The organism is Bradyrhizobium genosp. A, from assembly GCF_049949275.1.
Taxonomy (GTDB): domain Bacteria; phylum Pseudomonadota; class Alphaproteobacteria; order Rhizobiales; family Xanthobacteraceae; genus Bradyrhizobium.
In genome coordinates this window covers 7,550,291-7,564,532 of record NZ_CP188196.1, presented here as the reverse complement: position 1 = coordinate 7,564,532, position 14,242 = coordinate 7,550,291, and the positions used below count along the sequence as shown (strand labels likewise).

Below are 14,242 nucleotides of genomic sequence, written 5' to 3'. Positions count from 1 at the left end.
CTCAACAACGATCCGGTCTCCTGCCCGCACCGAGCCGGCCGGACCGAAGCCTCGCAAGGAGAAGGCATTGCCGAGCAGATCGCGCCTCTCGCGGAGCCGAAGAAGCGTCCCCGATTCCCGCTAAGCTTGACCCTGACGCCCCTGCAGTCGGCCGAGATGATGGGGAGCCGCTACTGCCGCCTGATCGGGGTCTTGGGTACACCTGACGCCGGCAAAACGGCCGCCCTCGTCAGCCTCTATCTGCTTTTGGCTCGTAACAAGCTTGGCCGAATACGGTTTCGAGACAGCCGCAGTCTCATGGCTTTCGATGAATTGAGCCAAGGTGCACGACAGTGGAACGAAGGGCAGCCGCCGGACCAATTGACAGTCCATACCGAGCTCGCAGACGACCGCAGCGCGGGTTTTCTTCATCTCCGATTGGCGGCCGATGGCGCTGAGTCCAATGATCTGCTCTTGCCTGATCTGCCAGGAGAATGGACCTCATCGCTGATCGAAAAGAACAGGACCGACCGCCTTCAATTCCTGAAGGGAGCCGACGTTCTATGGCTCATGTTGGATGGCCGCCAGTTGACGGTACTCGAAACGCGTCAATTGGCCATTCATCGGGCCAAGCTTCTCGTGCAGCGGGTTGCGGCTTTAATCGATAAGTCTGTTCCGCTGCTGCTGGTCGTTACGCGTCGTGACCAATGCGAAGTCGACGACAAAACCCTCGAGGAAATCTGCGCGGAAGCCCAATCACAGGGATTTTCGATGGAGATCTTCCAAATTGCATCCTTTGCGTCTGCGGAGGGAGGCGTCGCTGCTGGCAGCGGGATTCATGAACTCATGCTGGCGAGCATGCAAACCGGAAGAACGACGCCGGAATTCTGGCCAGAGGAGGCAGATGCTGCCTTGCAGAATCGAGCCATGATGCGGTTCAACCTGAAGAGGCAGGCATGACGCAGCACTCCATCGTACTGGTAGGCGGCCCCGATTCCGGTAAGACAAACTATCTTGCCAGGCTGTGGGCGGCTCTACGCGCCCGGCAAGGCTCGTTGATCGCGCCGGAGGTTCCGGGCGATATCAAGTATGTCGAGGACGCTCTCGCGCACCTTCTTCAAGGACATTTTGCCCCTAGGACCGACAAGGCGCTCGAAGAGGGGGATAGCTTCGAGGTACCCGTCCGAGCTTCGGGAGCGCAATCCGAGAGCTTCCAGATCGTCGTGCCGGATGTGTCGGGCGAGCTTTGGAAGAACGCCGTCGAGACGAGCGAACTGCCCGATCAGTGGATGGACGGTCTGAAGGCAGCCACTGGAGCGCTTCTTTTCGTTCGGGTGGGCTCCGACATCAATGTCGAGCCGCTCGATTGGGTTACTGCGTCGAAGTTGCTGAGTCACGCGGGCGGCTCGGCCCAGGAAGCAGATGCGGATAAACGCGCGATTCCGACGCAGGTGGCGCTTTGCGAGCTCTTACGCTTCATGGAGCACGCTCTGGGTACGGAAAGCGGAGAGATCCGGCCACGGGTCGCCATTCTGATCACCGCCTGGGACCGTCTGGATGCGTTGAGTGCAAAAAAAGGCCCTATAGCCTATCTGGCCTCGGAATATCCGCTGTTGGCAGGTCGAATAGAAGATATAACGAAATTCGAAATAAGCGTTTTTGGGGTCAGCATCGTCGGCGGCGACTTCATCGACAGGGACTTCAAGCAGCAGTTCTTCACCACAACTCTTCAATCGTCGGGATATGTCGTTCTGGAATCGGATGACGGCATTCAAACGAAGCAAGACATTACCCTACCTGTAGCGTGGGTGGTCCAAGGCCAACCGTGAAATGACGGATGTTCGCATCGATCAACAGGAGCACGGCTATCGCAACGGTCATCAACTGTTGGGCGCAAGCCTTCGATTGCCGTCAGAGGATCAAGATACGGTCGATCGACTATCCGACATGGCCGGATCTGTCCGTCCCGGCGAGGTGTTCGAACCGTATCTGACCGGTTATCCGCTTCTTAGCGGAACGCACTATGTCCTTGCGCGGACGTGGCAGGACCGCGAGGCGCCGCGCGCCGGCTGCGTGCTGACCCGCAGCCTTCTTGTCCCCATGAGCTATTGGGAAAGCTTCGCAAACATCTCGCAACTCACAGCCCTCTTGGTACCCGTGGACCGCGACACCAAACTCGCTTCCACGTCTCCCGCCGATGTTCGCGGTATTCTTCCCAAGGTCGAGGACGCGCGTACCGTGGAGCTGGTGGAGGCGCTGTTCCTCGAGAAGCGGCAGCCGATCGTTTTCTTCGAGACGCCGGAAGCAGAAGCGATCTTCACTCGACTTCTATCGGCTCTTTGGCCTGGCCTCCGGCGTAATTTCGCGGGATGCACGTTCTCCCTCGCACCGAGGAAGATTGAAGGTCGCCTTTTCGATCTTCTGTTCGTGCCCAAGTCCGCGCGGAGCCGTTTCAATGATTGGACAGGGCGACGTATCGACGTCAGCAGTCCTGGCTCGCCGAGACATCGCTGGTCGAACGCTACGGCGCAGCAGATCTTTCAGTCCGACAACCCCAGACTAGTGGATCGCGATGTCCTCGGCACATTGAGAGAGGATGACCGAGGCGACGAATCGGCGCTTCGATTGTCGCTCCTCTGGAACGAGCTTGTCGCGAAGGCCGCTTCGACGCCGAGCGCCGTGTTGGGGCTTCTCGACATACTCAACGCAACTCCCGGGGGGACGGTCCAGTCCGTCGCCAGTCTTCATCCTCTTCTGAAGAATTCGATAGAGTTGGCAGCGGAGAAACTCTCTACGGACGAAGCTTGGCTCTTTTTCTCAGCATTGCTGACCAAGATGTCGGACAAGAATGCCATTCCGGATGAGATCGCCACGGTCCTGCATCATCGGGCAGTTGGGCTCGCGCGCAAGCTTCCGGGAAAGGCCTTAGACTTCTTCGAATCCGCTTCGTACGGGCCTCGCGACCTTCCCCCGCAGCTGATCGGCGCTATCGGTGACGGGCTCGACGGACAGGAGCTTGATCAAGCCGACCGCTTGGAACTCCTACCGGCCGAACTCCTGACAGCGCTGGCTGCCCGTTCGGTGTTGTTTTCCCGGTCGGTGTTTGCACTGACGAAGAATCTTGGCCCGTCCTGGATCCACAAGCTGCAGGGTCTTCTAGCGTCAGCCGATCCGGCGCTCAGACGCGCGCTAAGACCGATCGCGGGTTCCTACTTCATCGATGCGGCACTCACTCCGCTGATCAGGCCCCTATTGGACGGAGCATCCGACGCCGAGTTGACGAAGTTTGCGGTAGATGTTGGACGCGCGTGCCGCTTTGCTATACCGGAGTTCGACCAGCCGATTACGGACGCGGCGAGGGACGAAGGTTCCTTGAATGCGTTGAGAAACGCCGTCTACGCTTGCGATAGCGGACCGGGATCCGACAGATTTTTGCTCAGTTCTCTGCGTCTCGATGTAGCGGACGTCGTCTGGTTCCACGACCTGCAGGACGAAGAAAGGGCTTCGCGCCTTTTCGTCGCGCTTATCTCCGCGGCGTCCGAAAGGCAGGTGTTCGCGGCGCAGCGAGACGCGCTGACGAGAGATCGTATGCTCGCCTTGCTCTCGCGAAACCTTCAGAATGGAGCTTTAGGGATCGCCCGCATCCTAAGGCTTGGAGAGGTGGATCGGGATCGGGCATTGGATCTGGGACGCGAGATCCTGCCCAACCTCCCTGCGGATGCTTCGATCGACCTGTTGGACAATCTTCTTGCTCGCGCGTTGGCGGACGCGCCGCCTCATGATGCGCGCGTGCCGTTCTTTTTGGAGGAAGCGGTCGGCAAGATCGGAACGCGCCATCTCATCCATCTGGCGACGGACAACAGGGCCAGCCCCTCTCGCATTGCCCAAAACGTCGCTTTGATCGAAGGTGGCAGTGAAACGCTTCGATCCACGATTTCGTACCATATAGACATCCTCAGCGAGCGTTTGGCCTACCGCTGCGGAGAGAACCTGGGAGAGCCGGCATACGATGCATGGGCGAGACTGATCGAGCAGTGCTCGTCGTCCGAGGCCAAATTCAAGGCTTGTTCGACGGCGCTCTCGTTCGCTTTGAAGTCTCCGTTGCTTCCTGTGAGTTCGCTGATCGTCGCATCGTTCCCTACGATCTACGCCGAGTTGCTTAGGTCGAAGGAAGGCGATCAGTACACCATTCCCGCGTTTGTTCTGCTGCCGCTGAGCTTCTTTGTGGACTGGGACCGGGCTCGTTCGGCGCAACGGGATCTAATAGAAACATTTGTCCGTTCGAATTGGCCGCCCCATAGGCTCCTCCTCGCATCGCTGGATGCCGGGATCGCCGACTCGACGCTCGATCAACTCCGCCGTACCGGCCGGGGCCGTGCCTACATACGTGAAATGGACGCCGAATTGCCCCGGCTGAGCGCGAATGAGCGCCACCGAATGCACATTGCGCTCAGCGAATTCCGCTCATGACCGAACCGGAGGCGCGGGCCTCGATTGGCTCGCGCGGAAATGGTCGCGAGCGCTCCTGACCTATCCGGCGCTTCCAACTAAAAATTAGGAGCCCCGCCTCCTGGAGGACAAGGGCGGGGCCGCTTCCCATGCCCCCCAAGACGGGAAGCCGCGCTGCTGGGAAACAGCGCGCCTCTTCGGCGTCACTCAGAGACTCACGGGCATGCCGATTGTCGCCCCTCGTCGCTCTCTACGACGTTGCGCAAGACAATTTCAGAAAGCTGCACAACCAGCTGTTTGAGACGCGAAATCTCTTGCTTGCAGCGCTCCAGCTCGCGCTGTTCGTCTGTCATCGCCGGTGCTTCACGGCGATTCCTCCTTGCATCATGATACATGTAGAACCATTGTCCGCGAAGGGCTCAAACTATTGCGTTCGGCAGACGCTTTTTCGACCACGAATTGCGCGGGCTCGCCGTGATTGCCTTCGACAAAGCCACCCTCGCCACCAACAGCTCGCGGGCATCGCGCATCAGTGCAGGGCTGCCGCAAATCATGACGCGGTCATACTGCGGCTCGAGTTCCGGCAGCTCGATGTCCGTAAACAGCTTGCCTGACGCGATCAGATCGGTGATCCTACCGCGGTTGTGGAAGGGATCGCGCGTCACGGTCGGATAATAGATTAGCTGGTACCGCACGAAGTCGCCGACCAGCTCATCGCTCGGCAGTTTTTCCGTGATCATCTCGCCATAGGCGAGCTCGGCGATCCGGCGGCAGCCATGCAGCAGCACGACATTCTCGAATCGCAGATAGGTTTCGGGATTCTTGATCACGCTCAGGAACGGCGCAAGCCCGGAGCCCGTGCCGATCAGATAGAGATTGCGCCCGTCCTCGAGATTATCGATAACCAGCGTCCCCATCGCCTTGCGGCTGACGATGATCTCGTCACCCTCTTTCAGATGCTGCAGACGCGAGGTTAAGGGACCATCCGGCACCTTAGTTGAGAAGAATTCGAGCCGGTCCTCGTAATGGGCGCTGGCGAGGCTGTAGGCACGTAACAACGGCTTCTCGTCGACCTTGAGCCCGACCATCGTGAATTCTCCGCTGCGGAAGCAGAATGATGGATTCCGCGTGGTGGTGAAGCTGAAGAGATTGTCGGTCCAGTGATGAACGCTCAGCACGCTTTCCTGATTGAAATTACTCATTGTGACCGCTCGCGAAAAAATTAGAGCATAATCATCGTTCCGAGTTGCCGAGCATCTCATCCTCAAACGGAACCTTGAATGACAAGAGCGCGAAACGCGCCAACGCGTTCTCCTTAGGTAAAGGCAAAGGCGAGCAGGCTTGAGCTGAGCAGCACGAGACCGACTCCGGTCGCTGCCAGGAAGCTGTCGGAGACAAGGTCATGATTGCCCATGAAATACCCTCGACAAGGCGTCGCCGCTGGAGCGATACGTAAGTCGCGCTCGGGTCGCCGCGGAAACAGGATCATGACCGCGCCTCCGTCACGCTGAGATGAAGCCTCTGCCCACCCTCCAGCAAGAGAGATAGCAGTGGGCAGTCGCTGGTTGGCTTGCTGATAGAAATCGCGACCTTGCGCCGCCCAGAATAGTATCTCAGAAGGGCTTCCTTCACGTCCTCTGCAAGGATTTCTCGAGGATCTGAAAGCACGGTGGTTGTCATGGCTTTTGGTTTCCCGGTTCTGTGGGGTCGAATCTGGGGACCGCCGGGTGGTTGGGTTGATGTCCTAATTGCCATCATTCAGCAGCAGATGTGTCGCAAAACTGTCATTCAGCATACCGGTGTCGTATAACTGTTTTCGTTGCATTTTCCTGTCATTCGGAGGACTTTCTGCATCGCATGGGCATCTGACGACGGAATCCACCTCCAAGGGAGGAACCGATTGTGCGATACGACCGAACGGACGCCCGCATCCTCGAGATTGTGCAAAAGAACAACCGTCTAACTTCCGAGGCGATCGGCGAATTGGCCGGGCTTTCTGCGACCGCATGTCAACGACGACTGAAGAGGCTCCGGTCGGAAGGCATCATCCAAGCCGAGTGCTTGCGTTAGTGAGCCTGGAGCGGGAAAGTTCGGGTATAATTGATAGGTTTAAGAAGGCCATCAAATCGTCGGTTGAAGTCGTCAATGGGTTCTACGTCACGGGCGACGCTGACTTTGTCCTCTACATTACCGCGTGTACCATGGATGATTATGAGCAGTTCACCCGGCGATTCTTCTATCAGAACCCGGACATTAAGGGCTTCAAGACGATGGTCATAATGGATCGCGTAAAGGCGGGCTTTGCCGTTCCAGTTGAGGTCCCGTCCGAGGATTGACGAAACTCGGATGCAGATGTCTCATCCCCCGGATCCTCTCGGCGCAGGGATTTAAAAGGCACCGAAGCTGACAACAAAACCGGCTTGAAGAACGTTCATACGCGCACGTGCGCGAGTGCACGACTACATTCCAAATCGTTCGATAGGCGCGGCCGCACCGTGACGCTGAAGGTTAAGTTCAACGACTTCGAGATCATCACCCGCAGCAGGTCCGTTCCGGCCGCGATCTCAGAGCGAGCCGGTGCGCCTTTTGGGAGTCTCGCTGCCTCGCTGCAGGGCGACGATCCGGAGCAATCGCAACTCGGCCTCCCGATTTAGAGCGATACGCGCGATCAGTGTATCCAGAGCGGGCAGTATGAGATCGCCGGCCGTCATTGGTCGGTTCGCCTTCAAGTTCGCGCGGAACGCGCAAGGACGCGCCAGCAATCTGTGCGAAGCGAAGCTCTATCGAAACGCTAACGGCACCCGGCGCGCTTTGGTCTGCCCGGTTCTCTGGGTATCTCGAGGTGGCGTCATGTCGCCCACGACCACGAACGGACTGCGGTCGATCAACCTGGGTGAAAATTCCTCGGGGAAAATTGGGCTCATGTGTTGCTCCTCGGGTTGTTTACCCTGGGCGATGGCGCCTGCTGCGCGTTGGCCTGCCACTCAGGCCGACTTCCGCTGTCTGGCCGACGGCTTCTTCGCCGTGGTCTCCTTCACCGGCTTCTTGCCGGCGATCGGCATCAGCATCTCCTTCTGGCCGGCCGCCGCCTTGCGCGGCTTCTTGTCCGTCTTCTTCGGGGTCGCCTTGGTCTCGGCCGCAACGCCTCCCACGCTCTGCCGCAGTGCCTCCATCAGATCGACCACGTTTTCGCCCTTCGGCCGCTCCTTCGGGCGGATGGTTTTGCCGGCGCGCTTCTGGTTGATGAGTTCAACCAGCGCGCTTTCGTAGTGGTCCTCGAGCTTCTCGGGATCGAATCGGCCCGCCTTCTGGTTGACGATGTGCTTCGCGAGATCCAGCATGTCCTTCGTGACTTTGACGTCCTGGATTTCGTCGAAATACTCCTGCTCGCTGCGCACCTCGTAGGGGTAGCGCAGCAGCGTGCCGACCAGCCCCTTGTCCATCGGTTCCAGCGCGATGATGTGCTCGCGGTTGGTCAGCGCCACCCGGCCGATCGCGACCTTGTCCATCTCGCGGATGGTCTCGCGGATCACGGCGAAGGCGTCGTGGCCGACCTTGCCGTCCGGACGCAGGTAGTAGGGCCAGATCAGGTAGCGCGGATCGATGTCGGTCCTGTCGACGAACTCGTCGATCTCTATGGTGCGCGTGGACTCCGGCGCGATCTCCTCGAGCTCCTCCTTGGTGACCTCGATGAACTGGTCCTTCTCGAGCTGGTAGCCCTTGACGATATCTTCGTTGGGGACCTCGTCGCCGGTGTCGGCGTCAACTTTCATGTACTTGATGCGGTGGCCGGTCTGCCGGTTGAGCTGGTTGAACGAGATCTTCTCGCTCTCCGACGTCGCCGGGTAGCTCTGCTATGTGATCGCCTGTGATCTCGAACATGCCATCAAGGAATCAATGCCGCTTAGCCTAAGGCATATAGGAAATCATGGCCTTTGGAGTGTTGTCGTTAGGATGGGGTCCCGGTCCGTCGCTGCCGGCTTTTTTCGAAGAGCGCGGCACGCATGATACCCGCGCCAGGTTTGCCCAGTGCGTAGTTGTCTAAGCGTCCTTGCCCGGCTCGTCGCGCTTAAGCTGTTGCTGCTTGTATTCCGCTTGGATGGCCGAATCGTCGTTGCTCCCGCGAACGGTGTCGGCATCACCGGCACCGCCATCAAGGCCTTTGGTCGCCGCTATATGCTCTTTAAGGTCGGTGATGGCAGGACGAATGTACGGCTCAAGGTATTTGTCGAGGATGCCCTTGCCGGGATCGTGGAGCTCTTTCGTGAGTGTTTGCAGGTATTCGGTCTTGTCGGTCGAAACCCAATTGATGCTGAAGCCGGCGCGTTGTGCCAGGACCGAGTGAATAACCATGATCGTACGCCCATTGCCGTCCAGAAACGGATGGCCGTGAGCGAGATAACCCATGACCTCTCCAGGCTTTTCACGCATGATCTTCGGATCGTTGCCGAGCTTCAAAGCATGCTCGATCGCGTTTTGAATGTACTTGGGATGGGCGAACAAAACGCCGCCCCGGCTTACGGCGATATCCGGTGCCGTCGTCGCACGATCTTGCCCCGCCCACGGGTACATGGCTTCAAAAAGCATCTTGTGAGTGCTTAGAACGTCCGCGTAGATCAGAGTCTTCTTTTTCTGGAGGGTCGCGAATGCGTCATCAATGCCAGTCGTGAAGGAGGCATGTTCGAGCCTCTTCACAATCGCAGGATCTTTCTCGCTAGCAAGGTTCCGTAGGTATCCGCGCGTTTCGAAGTCGCCGAACGGATCGAAGATCACGGCCTGGCTTCACGCAAATAGGCAGCCTGAAGCAAGATCATTTCCGGGCGTGTAATCCGCTCCGCGCGCACCAGACCAATGAGCAGCTGCTCTATCTCATCGAGCTCGACCGCATCCCCGGCCAGACGCGAGATATGATGAGCCAGGCGGTCATTTGGACCCTCGGAATAGGACACGTGGAACGTCCGGGCGAGGGTCCGGATGTGCTCTGCGGTCGAGGAGGCGGTTACCTTGTCCATGTCAATAATAATATAGCGTTTTTTGACTGAGATTCCATTAACGAATAGGCTCCTGAAATCAGAAAGTTGCAGGGCCCGTTTTGGGTAGTTTTATGGTCATATCCCACCGGCGCTGCTCCCGTGGAGTTCTGCACCGTTCTGATAAGCTAACCGACTAGGCCGACCAAAGATGCCGCTCTAGGGGTTGGGAAACACAACTCAGGCTTGAGCGCATTAAGCGAGTGATCAAGTGGCATCCATTGATCGATACATAGTTGAACGGAACGCTACCCAGGTTCGCACAGCCTTCGCTGGCATCGTGAAGCTCGCCAAGGAAAAGGGCATCACACGCGTAACCTTGATTGTACCGAAAAAAGGAGGCTGGGAGCATACGATCGTTGGTGAATTTCTCGGGGCAGGCATAGCCAAGGCGCTTACGAAGGGGCAGTCAGTTACCCTCGTCGAGGGTATAACGATGGTGTTGGAGAGCCCCCAGACGTTTCGGCCTACTGCTGCCCAAGGGCTTCTTGTCGGCGTCCATATCTCTACAAAGGACATGGCTAAGCTGGACGATGCATGGGGCGCGCAGGCCATACTCTTTCTACCTTGGTCGGATATCGAATCCCAGGAGTGGAAAGCCACGTGGCATCCGAAAACCTTCGGCCAGAAGGGACCCGAAGCTCCGGCAAGTACGCTTTCGGAGCCCGTTCAAGAAGCGCTTGTCCGCTTAACGGAGTCCATCAACTTGGGTACAGGCCTCAACCACCCCTCTGATAGAAAGCACGCTGAACGGACGTTCGATAAGCTTCGTTCTGAGGGGCACTCATTTGATCCGATCGAGGTGCGGCGGTGGGCACAACGCAACAACTGGAGTTCTACCGCTGCGGCCGATTTGGAAGCGGTTGCGCGAAGAAGAGCAAACTAGAAGTGAGCGTTTAGACTGAGAATGGTAACTAGAGGGATATGCGCTCCATTTGCATGTGGCGTTCCGCCTCGTCCAGAAGCCAATCGATCTGCGCATCGCCTTCGTCAAGATCGATGTCATTCGCCTTCGCGTGCTCGTAGCCGAGCAGGTCTCGCGCCTTTTGCTTCGAGTATCCCATCTCCATCAACTCCTTCATCTCTCGGAAGGTGTCGTGAGCTTTCGTTCGGTGTTCGAAATAGTCGTCGATAGCATCAACGAGTGACCGGTTGCCGAGCGCAAGCAAAATTGCGTTTTCCCAATCCACGTCATGAGGAACATGTGGCGTCGCCATGCCGACAAGAAGGCGCACATTGTCTATTGTGAGGTTGTTTCCAGTTAGCCCGGGCTTGCGTCGCTTGACCTCGGCGACGATGTTTCTGCAGTCTTGGCAGACAAGCTTGTTGGTGTGAGAACCGATGACGATCTGGCTCGTTGCGCGAGTCCTGCGGCGCCAGAGGCTATCGCTATCTACTTCCGGTTCGAACTCGCAGACGCGATGAATGTGGGCGGTCCATAGTCCCCGGTTTGACTTCCGGCAAATTTCACGTTTCAAGCGATCACAACACGGACAACACCATTCATTGCCCGCCAAAACCCACGCCCTGTGCTCCTGCTTTTGACGATTGATCTCGGCGAACTCCGCGTCACTCGGAGCGTCCCCGCGCGGCTTGCGCTTGGGTTTGGGCGAATTGCCTGCACTGTCATTGGACGTTGATCGCACTTCTATCGTGTGCGCCAGACCAGCGCGGCGTTTGTCGGGTGAAGCGCGCAGAAAAAGATCGTAGATGATGTCACGATCCTGCATGTATGAGATAAGCCGTTGGCCGGCAGCCACCTGCCGGCGATGGCGGCCCGAAGCGATTCGTTGTGCCATGCGTCTCGTGAAATCGAGCCGATCTGCAACATCGTCTTTCGCGAGAAGCCATGCGGCCTCAGCCCTGTCGAGATCGATCTCATGGAGGCGATTTGGAGCGACGCCAATGAATGATGCGATCTCGGCCGGTGTAAAGGTAAAGTCGCCTTCAATCGTTTTCGCCAGCTCCAGCTTGGCGCGGCCTTCGGCCAGATTGCAATCGATGCAAATCAGCGTCTGTTCGAAACGCTCAACAAGGAGCATGAGCGCATTCTCGGCTCGACCAACCTGGATGGTGGTCTCCCGATCCTTGCCACGAGGCCTGTACTCCCGGAAGATTCGTTTGGCACGATCGACCAAGTGGTCGTGGTGGTACTCAAGGCGACAAAGCAGGACACCGCCGCTGCTCACGCGCGCAATATGTGCTTTTCCGCGTTGGCAGCACGGACAAGTCCAATGTTCCCGTGTCGACGCCCAGCCGCGATTGAGATCCAGCTTGGTTGCTGAGAATTGTGCGAGGAGAGCCTTTGTTTGGGTGCTCCAACGCCCATCACGGAACGGCGCAAATGCCGCTAGCCCTTCGTCCACCAACCGAGTGATATCCGGAATCGCGAGTGTGACGATGTAGCCATCGTCTTTCTCTGATGGGCCCATCGTCCTAATGCCTCGTCCTAAATCTGTACCGGCAACTTCACCTTCGGTCGCCGCTGACCTGCTGACATCGCGACGTTTCGGTGCCGTGCAATGATCCGGAGTGTAGCTGACTGTGATGAAACAGCCGGAAAGCCTCAGCAACGGCGGTATCGACGAAGGTTGTGGTAGTCTGCGCATCGGCCGGCAAGGTCAGTGTTCCGTCGGGCGCTCCGTGCTGCCAACCACGGGTGGCGCGGAAAGTTATGACCAACTGCCCAAAAGTTGGATAAGCATGATCCAAATGAGCATCTGGGAACGCGAGCAACTCACCGGAGAGGTCGCACGGGACACGGCCCCCATCATCCGCAAAGGTGGCGAAATGGCGTTTCTTCGCCGCTAGGAGATCAGCCGCCACAGCGGCACGGCAGGCATCATAGAACTCTAGCGCGTTCGACTTCGGTTGACCCTTTACGGCCTGGATGTAACTGAAATCGGTTTCGCTGCCGTCAATTCGACGCACCCAAAAACCCGGTGTTGAGAAGCCCTCGCCAACGTTCTGACGCCGAAAAAAATAGTCTATTCCCGGCCCAATCTTCGCCGGGCCGTCGACGATGACTCCATCGTAACGCTCCAGGAGGGCGGCAAGATCGTCGTGATCTAGATAGTCTTCGACGATTTGCTCGTCGGCATGGCGCCTAAGCATGTCCTTGAAGTGATCGAGAGCGGCGGTTTGCGCCTTCCAGAATCGGCCGTTCGGAAGGGAGACAGATTTAGCCATCGTATCGGAGCCTATTCTCAACGCGTGTCGTTAAGGCGGAATGGTCGCGGGCGGTCGTGACACCCTGCCCAATATTGCCCGAAAAGCTTTAATATCGCCGAATGGTCGTCAGCCTAGGTTCTGCATTCAGGGGGATCCCCAACCCTTAAGCGCCGGTAGATTTGATCATGGTATAAGCCAGCGATGATTCGAGAGAAGCGTTTCGCTACAATTTTTCTAGGAATCTGGAACCGTGCAGATCATCGACATTCCCGAAACGGCCCTGACGGTGAAGCCGAACTACGCTGAGCGGCCCGACCTTGCCGTCGTTGCGGAGATCAAGGCCCATATCAAGCAAACCGGCGCGCCGCATCTTTGGCCGGGGCACACGCACACAAAGCCACCGCGAGGTGCCATCGTTCGCTATCTTGGAGAATTCGACCTGCCGCCCTCCCATGCTGGCGCGCGCAACCGGGAAAGATGGGCGCCTTGCCCATGCTGCAAGCCCAATACACCCTGGTTCTACAAAGACGGTCGAATCGCTTGGTTCCCTGAAGAGCGAGTCATTCGCAACATGGGAGGCGATTGCTTCAAGTCAATCAACGCCGCAGGACATGCAGAAGCCGAACGGCTCTTCCGCGAAGAGGAAGCGGAGCGGAGGAACGAGGCCTATCTGCTGAGGTGCTTGCCACAGGTGCCGGAAGCGCTCGCCGCGATCGAGCAGAATGCGCCAATCATCTCCGAGATCGATCGGGTACGTTTTATTCTTTCCGATCGAATGACACGCACCATCGGTTTTGATCTCTGGGAGCATCTCCGATCTGACGGAGTACTGCGTTATGAAGTGACGAGGACTGAGCGACGGGTTGATCGCTCGGGCAACGAGAGTACCGTGACAGTTCACGACCTTGAGCGTTACGGGCCGCTCGCGGGCTTCGAGATGCTCAAGCCGAACGTTGTGCCAATAGCGGAACGGGTCGAAAAGTTTGCTTCTAAGCTTAGGACGCTAAATTTCGGAGAAACTAGCGCCGACCCCGTTGCGCGGATGGACCGACAGGAGCGGACGAGAGCAGCCAAGAACATTGGGACTATCCCCGACCTCAATGAGCTGATCTCAGAGGCCGAGACCGTGCGACAGATGCTGTCGCCGCTCGCTCTCGGGAGCCTGAAGGGGTGGAGCCGGACGCCTGGTGCTCCTGCCAAAATCTACATTTCCGTTTCGGATGACAGGACACAACTATTCCTCGGCAACACGAAAGAAGATGCGCGAGCTGTAAGGATTAACATCGCCTTTTTCAACAACATGCGGCGAATGCCGGCAATAAGCAAGCTAACGCGGCAAGTTGAGTAGCGCGCCGCCACGTACGCGCGATGCGGCAATTGCACACCGTAGTATGGAACGGGTAACGAAGGAGGGCGCGTCGTGGCGGGATATTTCCGAGTACGGCAAATTCGAAGTCCGATCCGGCGGCATCATTCGCAAAGGAAAACGCTGCAGGGTCTTGGGCTCAACAAAATTGGCCGCATCGCGACAGTGCCCTTCAATGGCTCAATCTGGGGAATGGTTCAGAAAGTGAGGCATCTGATCGATTTTCCAGACCAAGAGTTGCTCGAAG

At 57.7% G+C, this 14,242-nt stretch carries 11 protein-coding genes and 5 pseudogenes; 8 read left to right on the top strand and 8 right to left on the bottom strand.

Annotation, left to right across the window (positions count from 1 at the left end; all coding sequences use genetic code 11):
* Window positions 1–126 precede the first annotated feature (126 nt).
* From ACP2YP_RS35425 to ACP2YP_RS35415, 3 genes are read left to right on the top strand one after another with little or no spacing between them, the layout of a single operon-like run.
* Entirely contained in the window at window positions 127–939 is an 813-nt protein-coding gene (locus tag ACP2YP_RS35425; protein ID WP_426420951.1) for a TRAFAC clade GTPase domain-containing protein, read from the top strand.
* Window positions 936–1,808, top strand: a complete 873-nt coding sequence (locus ACP2YP_RS35420; protein ID WP_426420950.1) for a hypothetical protein — start codon at window positions 936–938, stop codon at window positions 1,806–1,808. Before ACP2YP_RS35425 ends, ACP2YP_RS35420 begins: the two co-directional genes overlap by 4 nt.
* Before the next feature lies 1 nt (window position 1,809).
* Window positions 1,810–4,449, top strand: a complete 2,640-nt coding sequence (locus ACP2YP_RS35415; RefSeq protein ID WP_426420949.1) for a hypothetical protein — start codon at window positions 1,810–1,812, stop codon at window positions 4,447–4,449.
* Window positions 4,450–4,643: 194 nt separating this feature from the next.
* On the opposite strand, the gene ACP2YP_RS35410 is transcribed toward ACP2YP_RS35415, so the two are convergent.
* From ACP2YP_RS35410 to ACP2YP_RS35400, 3 genes and pseudogenes are all read right to left on the bottom strand, one after another.
* The gene (locus ACP2YP_RS35410; protein ID WP_426420948.1) at window positions 4,644–4,781 is read right to left on the bottom strand and encodes a hypothetical protein; all 138 of its coding nucleotides are present in this window, start codon (window positions 4,779–4,781) and stop codon (window positions 4,644–4,646) included.
* Between the two features lie 31 nt (window positions 4,782–4,812).
* A pseudogene (locus ACP2YP_RS35405) lies at window positions 4,813–5,630 on the bottom strand (ferredoxin--NADP reductase).
* Between the two features lie 113 nt (window positions 5,631–5,743).
* Complete coding sequence (locus ACP2YP_RS35400) at window positions 5,744–5,917, bottom strand: hypothetical protein (protein WP_426420947.1); 174 nt, start codon at window positions 5,915–5,917, stop codon at window positions 5,744–5,746.
* Between the two features lie 413 nt (window positions 5,918–6,330).
* Between ACP2YP_RS35400 and ACP2YP_RS35395 the strand changes: the two are divergent.
* Together ACP2YP_RS35395 and ACP2YP_RS35390 are read left to right on the top strand one after the other, a co-directional pair.
* A pseudogene (locus ACP2YP_RS35395) lies at window positions 6,331–6,764 on the top strand (Lrp/AsnC family transcriptional regulator).
* A gap of 144 nt (window positions 6,765–6,908) precedes the next feature.
* Window positions 6,909–7,001: pseudogene (locus ACP2YP_RS35390) on the top strand (DNA polymerase IV); the annotation flags it as partial.
* 411 nt (window positions 7,002–7,412) lie between these two features.
* On the opposite strand, the pseudogene ACP2YP_RS35385 reads toward ACP2YP_RS35390, so the two are convergent.
* The 3 genes and pseudogenes from ACP2YP_RS35385 to ACP2YP_RS35375 form a co-directional block, all read right to left on the bottom strand.
* Window positions 7,413–8,276 (bottom strand): annotated as a pseudogene (locus ACP2YP_RS35385) (Ku protein); the annotation flags it as partial.
* A 193-nt stretch (window positions 8,277–8,469) separates the two neighbouring features.
* A complete protein-coding gene (locus ACP2YP_RS35380; protein WP_426420946.1) occupies window positions 8,470–9,201 on the bottom strand; it encodes a Fic/DOC family protein in 732 nt (243 codons plus the stop codon).
* Entirely contained in the window at window positions 9,198–9,440 is a 243-nt protein-coding gene (locus ACP2YP_RS35375; protein WP_426420945.1) for a hypothetical protein, read from the bottom strand. The genes ACP2YP_RS35380 and ACP2YP_RS35375 overlap by 4 nt, the downstream gene beginning before the upstream one ends.
* A gap of 229 nt (window positions 9,441–9,669) precedes the next feature.
* On the opposite strand from ACP2YP_RS35375, the gene ACP2YP_RS35370 reads away from it, so the two are divergent.
* Complete coding sequence (locus ACP2YP_RS35370) at window positions 9,670–10,344, top strand: hypothetical protein (protein ID WP_426420944.1); 675 nt, start codon at window positions 9,670–9,672, stop codon at window positions 10,342–10,344.
* A 28-nt stretch (window positions 10,345–10,372) separates the two neighbouring features.
* On the opposite strand, the gene ACP2YP_RS35365 is transcribed toward ACP2YP_RS35370, so the two are convergent.
* Together ACP2YP_RS35365 and ACP2YP_RS35360 are read right to left on the bottom strand one after the other, a co-directional pair.
* Entirely contained in the window at window positions 10,373–11,890 is a 1,518-nt protein-coding gene (locus ACP2YP_RS35365; protein ID WP_426420943.1) for a hypothetical protein, read from the bottom strand.
* A 37-nt stretch (window positions 11,891–11,927) separates the two neighbouring features.
* Window positions 11,928–12,647, bottom strand: coding sequence for a DUF3223 domain-containing protein (locus ACP2YP_RS35360; protein WP_426420942.1), 720 nt, complete (start codon window positions 12,645–12,647; stop codon window positions 11,928–11,930).
* Between the two features lie 232 nt (window positions 12,648–12,879).
* Here ACP2YP_RS35360 and ACP2YP_RS35355 point away from each other — a divergent pair, with 232 nt between their 5' ends.
* Both ACP2YP_RS35355 and rpmD read left to right on the top strand, forming a co-directional pair.
* Entirely contained in the window at window positions 12,880–13,977 is a 1,098-nt protein-coding gene (locus tag ACP2YP_RS35355; RefSeq protein ID WP_426420941.1) for a hypothetical protein, read from the top strand.
* Between the two features lie 72 nt (window positions 13,978–14,049).
* Window positions 14,050–14,232 (top strand): annotated as a pseudogene (rpmD, locus tag ACP2YP_RS35350) (50S ribosomal protein L30); the annotation flags it as partial.
* Between the last annotated feature and the right edge of the window lie 10 nt (window positions 14,233–14,242).

Coding starts and splice junctions, on each gene's coding strand:
- ACP2YP_RS35420 (WP_426420950.1), top strand. CDS start 936: ATGACGCAGCACTCCATCGTACTGGTAGGCGGCCCCGATTCCGGTAAG.
- ACP2YP_RS35410 (WP_426420948.1), bottom strand. CDS start 4,781: ATGACAGACGAACAGCGCGAGCTGGAGCGCTGCAAGCAAGAGATTTCG.
- ACP2YP_RS35400 (WP_426420947.1), bottom strand. CDS start 5,917: ATGATCCTGTTTCCGCGGCGACCCGAGCGCGACTTACGTATCGCTCCA.
- ACP2YP_RS35375 (WP_426420945.1), bottom strand. CDS start 9,440: ATGGACAAGGTAACCGCCTCCTCGACCGCAGAGCACATCCGGACCCTC.
- ACP2YP_RS35365 (WP_426420943.1), bottom strand. CDS start 11,890: ATGGGCCCATCAGAGAAAGACGATGGCTACATCGTCACACTCGCGATT.
- ACP2YP_RS35360 (WP_426420942.1), bottom strand. CDS start 12,647: ATGGCTAAATCTGTCTCCCTTCCGAACGGCCGATTCTGGAAGGCGCAA.
- ACP2YP_RS35415 (WP_426420949.1), top strand. CDS start 1,810: ATGACGGATGTTCGCATCGATCAACAGGAGCACGGCTATCGCAACGGT.